General features: G+C 67.1%; 5 protein-coding genes. All 5 read left to right on the top strand.

Translation table 11 applies throughout. The features are described from left to right. A partial coding sequence (gene rplJ, locus VFN12_RS12805; protein WP_325119095.1) for a 50S ribosomal protein L10 occupies nucleotides 1-620 on the top strand: 620 nt, incomplete at its 5' end. Nucleotides 621-720: 100 nt separating this feature from the next. Further along, on the top strand, nucleotides 721-1116 hold the full coding sequence (rplL, locus tag VFN12_RS12800) for a 50S ribosomal protein L7/L12 (RefSeq protein WP_325119094.1): 396 nt from the start codon (nucleotides 721-723) through the stop codon (nucleotides 1114-1116). 278 nt (nucleotides 1117-1394) lie between these two features. After that, nucleotides 1395-2348 carry an ABC transporter ATP-binding protein gene (locus VFN12_RS12795; RefSeq protein ID WP_325119093.1) on the top strand — a complete coding sequence of 318 codons (954 nt, stop codon included), beginning with the start codon at nucleotides 1395-1397 and terminating at the stop codon, nucleotides 2346-2348. A 4-nt stretch (nucleotides 2349-2352) separates the two neighbouring features. Next, nucleotides 2353-3138: an MlaE family ABC transporter permease gene (locus VFN12_RS12790; RefSeq protein WP_414690041.1), complete on the top strand. Its 786-nt coding sequence runs from the start codon at nucleotides 2353-2355 to the stop codon at nucleotides 3136-3138. 4 nt (nucleotides 3139-3142) lie between these two features. Next, nucleotides 3143-3759, top strand: a 617-nt coding sequence (locus tag VFN12_RS12785; protein WP_325119091.1) for an ABC transporter permease, incomplete at its 3' end; no start/stop codon positions are given.

Below are 3759 nucleotides of genomic sequence, written 5' to 3'. Positions count from 1 at the left end.
TCAACGGTGCCGCCGGCGCTGTGCTGACCGAGTACCGCGGGCTCACCGTGAAGCAGCTGCAGGACCTGCGGCGCTCCCTCGGCGAGAACGCCAACTACGCCGTGGTCAAGAACACGCTTGCCAAGATTGCCGCCACCGAGGTGGGAATCGAAGGCTTCGACGACCTGTTGACCGGCCCCACTGCCATCGCCTTCATCAATGGAGACGTGGTCGAGGCCGCCAAGGGTCTGCGTGACTTTGCCAAGGCAAACCCCGCTCTTGTCATCAAGGGCGGTGTCCTGGACGGCAAGTCCCTCGACGCTGCCGAGGTCGCCAAGCTGGCTGACCTCGAGTCGCGTGAGGTGCTGCTGGGCAAGCTCGCGGGCGGCATGCTCGCGTCGCTGTCCCAGGCCGTCTACCTCCTCAACGCCCCGCTCGCCCAGGCTGCCCGGCTCGCCGGCGCCCTGGAGGCGAAGGCGCAGGAGGACCCCTCGATCCTCGCAGGTGGTGCCGGTACGCCGGCCGCTGCCGAGGACGCTCCGGTTGCCGACGAGGCCGCCCCTGCCGAGGAGACCGAGGCGCCCGCCGCCGAGGCCACCGACGCCGAGGCTGCTGAGGCCACCGAGTCCACCGACGCCTGATCGGTACGGCGCAAGCCGGGTCGCAAGGCCGACGTACACCACCTGAAACCCACGGACCGAGGGAGACCTCCCCGGTCCAAGAACGGAAGGAAACGCCATCATGGCGAAGCTCACCACCGACGAGCTGCTCGACGCGTTCAAGGAGATGACCCTCATTGAGCTGAGCGAGTTCGTGAAGCAGTTCGAGGACACCTTCGGCGTCACCGCCGCTGCGCCTGTCGCAGCTGCCGCCGCCCCCGCCGCGGGCGGTGCCGGCGAGGCCGGTGGCGACGCCGCCGCCGAGCAGGACGAGTTCGACGTCATCCTCGAGGCCGCCGGCGACAAGAAGATCAACGTCATCAAGGAGGTGCGCGCCCTGACCTCGCTCGGCCTGAAGGAGGCCAAGGACCTGGTCGAGGCCGCACCGAAGCCGGTGCTGGAGAAGGTCACCAAGGAGGCCGCGGAGAAGGCCAAGGAGTCCCTCGAGGGCGCCGGCGCCTCCGTCACTCTCAAGTGACCCCACGCTGAACCGAGCCCGAGCGGGGCGAGCCACCGAGAGGTGGCTCGCCCCGCTCTGCTTTTCCCGGCAGTGTTTGTGACACCCGTTGGCGGGGGATCATGTGGGTGTTCAGTTGTCCACTGGCTGAGGTAGCAACTGACGCCGAGGAAAATTCCGCGTAACCTCGCGGCTCGGGGTCCGTTGTTACTCGTGAGTGGGGGTAGTAATGGATCGGGTCGCGCCTCGAGCGCGCCCGAGGTCCGCATGCACAGCCGGGCGAGAGGGAGGCCAACCGCATGGGTGTCGAGATCAAGGTTGACGACCTCACCAAGTCGTTCGGCAAGCAGCTCATCTGGGGCGACGTGTCGCTCACCGTCCCGGCCGGCGAGATCTGCGTCATGCTCGGCCCGTCCGGAACCGGCAAGTCCGTGTTCCTCAAGTGCCTGATCGGTCTGCTCAAGCCGGACCGTGGCTCGATCATCATCGAGGGCACCGACATCGCCAGCTGCTCGGAGAAGGACCTCTACGAGATCCGCAAGCTCTTCGGCGTGCTGTTCCAGGACGGCGCGATGTTCGGTTCGATGAACCTCTACGACAACGTCGCCTTCCCGCTGCGCGAGCACACCAAGAAGTCCGAGTCCGAGGTCCGCGACATCGTCATGGAGAAGATGGACCTCGTCGGCCTGCTCGGCGCCGAGGACAAGCTTCCCGGCGAGATCTCCGGCGGTATGCGCAAGCGCGCGGGCCTCGCGCGGGCCCTCGTCCTCGACCCCGAGATCGTGCTGTTCGACGAGCCGGACTCGGGTCTGGACCCCGTGCGAACCGCGTTCCTGAACCAGCTCATCGTCGACCTGAACGCCCAGATCGACGCGACGTTCCTGATCGTGACCCACGACATCAACACCGCGCGCACGGTGCCCGACAACATCGGGCTGCTCTACCACAAGCACCTCGCCATGTTCGGTCCGCGCGAGATGCTGCTCTCCTCCGAGGAGCCGGTGGTCCGTCAGTTCCTGAACGCCCAGCGGGTCGGTCCCATCGGCATGTCCGAGGAGAAGGACGCCGACGAGCTCGAGGCGGAGAAGGACCAGGAGCTGCCCCCGCTGCCCCCGATCCCGATGCAGATCGAGCCCTCCAACGGGATCCCCCGTCGCAGCCAGCGCGAGCCGGGTGCGTGGTGCCGGGAGAACGGCGTCGAGCCGCCGCCGGGATCGTTCGACGACAACATGACCATGGTGTCGGGGGCCTGAGTCTGTGTCCTCGTTGACCGAATCCCGGGCACTTGCGCCGATCGGGACCGCAGGCAAGTTGTTTGCCTTCGGTCTCGATGTCGGGCGCGCGCTGTTCAAGCGTCCCTTCCAGACCCGGGAGTTCATCCAGCAGGCCTGGTTCATCGCCTCGGTCACGATCATCCCGACCGCACTCGTCGCCATCCCCTTCGGCGCGGTCATCGCGCTGCAGGTCGGCGGTCTGATCAAGCAGTTCGGTGCACAGTCGTTCACCGGATCCGCGGCCGTCCTCGCCGTCGTCCGTGAGGCAGGGCCCATCGCCACGTCCCTGCTGATCGCGGGTGCCGGCGGGTCCGCCATCGCGGCCGACCTCGGCGCCCGGAAGATCCGCGAGGAGCTCGACGCCATGATGGTGCTCGGGATCGACCCCATCCAGCGCCTCGTGGTGCCCCGGGTCCTCGCCTGCATGCTGGTCGCGGTGTTCCTGAACGGCCTGGTGAGCGTCGTGGGCGTCGCCGGAGGCTACGTCTTCAACGTCGTACTCCAGGACGGGACACCTGGTGCCTATTTAGCGAGCTTTACCGCGCTCGCACAGTTACCGGATCTGTGGCAAGGCATGGCCAAGGCGCTGGTCTTCGGCCTGATCGCGGCGATCGTCGCGTGCTACAAGGGCATGAACGCCGCCGGTGGCCCGAAGGGCGTCGGTGACGCGGTGAACGAGTCCGTCGTCATCACCTTCATGCTCCTGTTCGTCGTCAACTTCGTCATGAGCGCGATCTACTTCCAGCTCGTGCCACCGAAGACGGGTTGACGCCATGGCCGACGTGAAGCAGGTCTACCAACGCCCCGCCCGGCAGCTCGACCACCTGGGCGAGGAGCTCGCCTTCTACATCAAGGCGCTGGCATGGACGCCGCGCACCATCCGCCGTTACAAGAAGGAGATCCTGCGGATCCTGGCCGAGGTGACCCTCGGCTCGGGTGCGCTGGCGGTCATCGGCGGCACGGTCGGCGTCATCACCGCCATGTGCTTCTTCACCGGCACCGAGGTCGGCCTGCAGGGCTACGCCGCCCTCAACCAGCTCGGCACCGCCGCCTTCTCCGGCTTCGTCTCCGCCTACTTCAACACGCGCGAGATCGCTCCGCTGGTGGCCGCGATCGCACTCGCCGCGACGGTGGGCTGTGGCTTCACCGCCCAGCTCGGCGCCATGCGGATCTCCGAGGAGGTCGACGCGCTCGAGGTGATGGCGATCCCGTCGATGCCGTTCCTGGTCACCACCCGCATCATCGGCGGTCTGATCGCGATCGTCCCGCTCTACGTCGTCGGCCTGCTGTCGTCGTACTTCGCGACCAGGTTGACCGTCACCGGCTTCTTCGGGCAGTCGACCGGAACCTTCGACCACTACTTCAACCAGTTCCTCCCACCAGGAGACGT

The organism is Nocardioides sp. (assembly GCF_035703625.1).
Taxonomy (GTDB): Bacteria; Actinomycetota; Actinomycetes; order Propionibacteriales; family Nocardioidaceae; genus Nocardioides.
This window is presented reverse-complemented; position numbering and strand designations above follow the sequence as displayed.

Coding starts and splice junctions, on each gene's coding strand:
- rplL (WP_325119094.1), top strand. CDS start 721: ATGGCGAAGCTCACCACCGACGAGCTGCTCGACGCGTTCAAGGAGATG.
- VFN12_RS12795 (WP_325119093.1), top strand. CDS start 1,395: ATGGGTGTCGAGATCAAGGTTGACGACCTCACCAAGTCGTTCGGCAAG.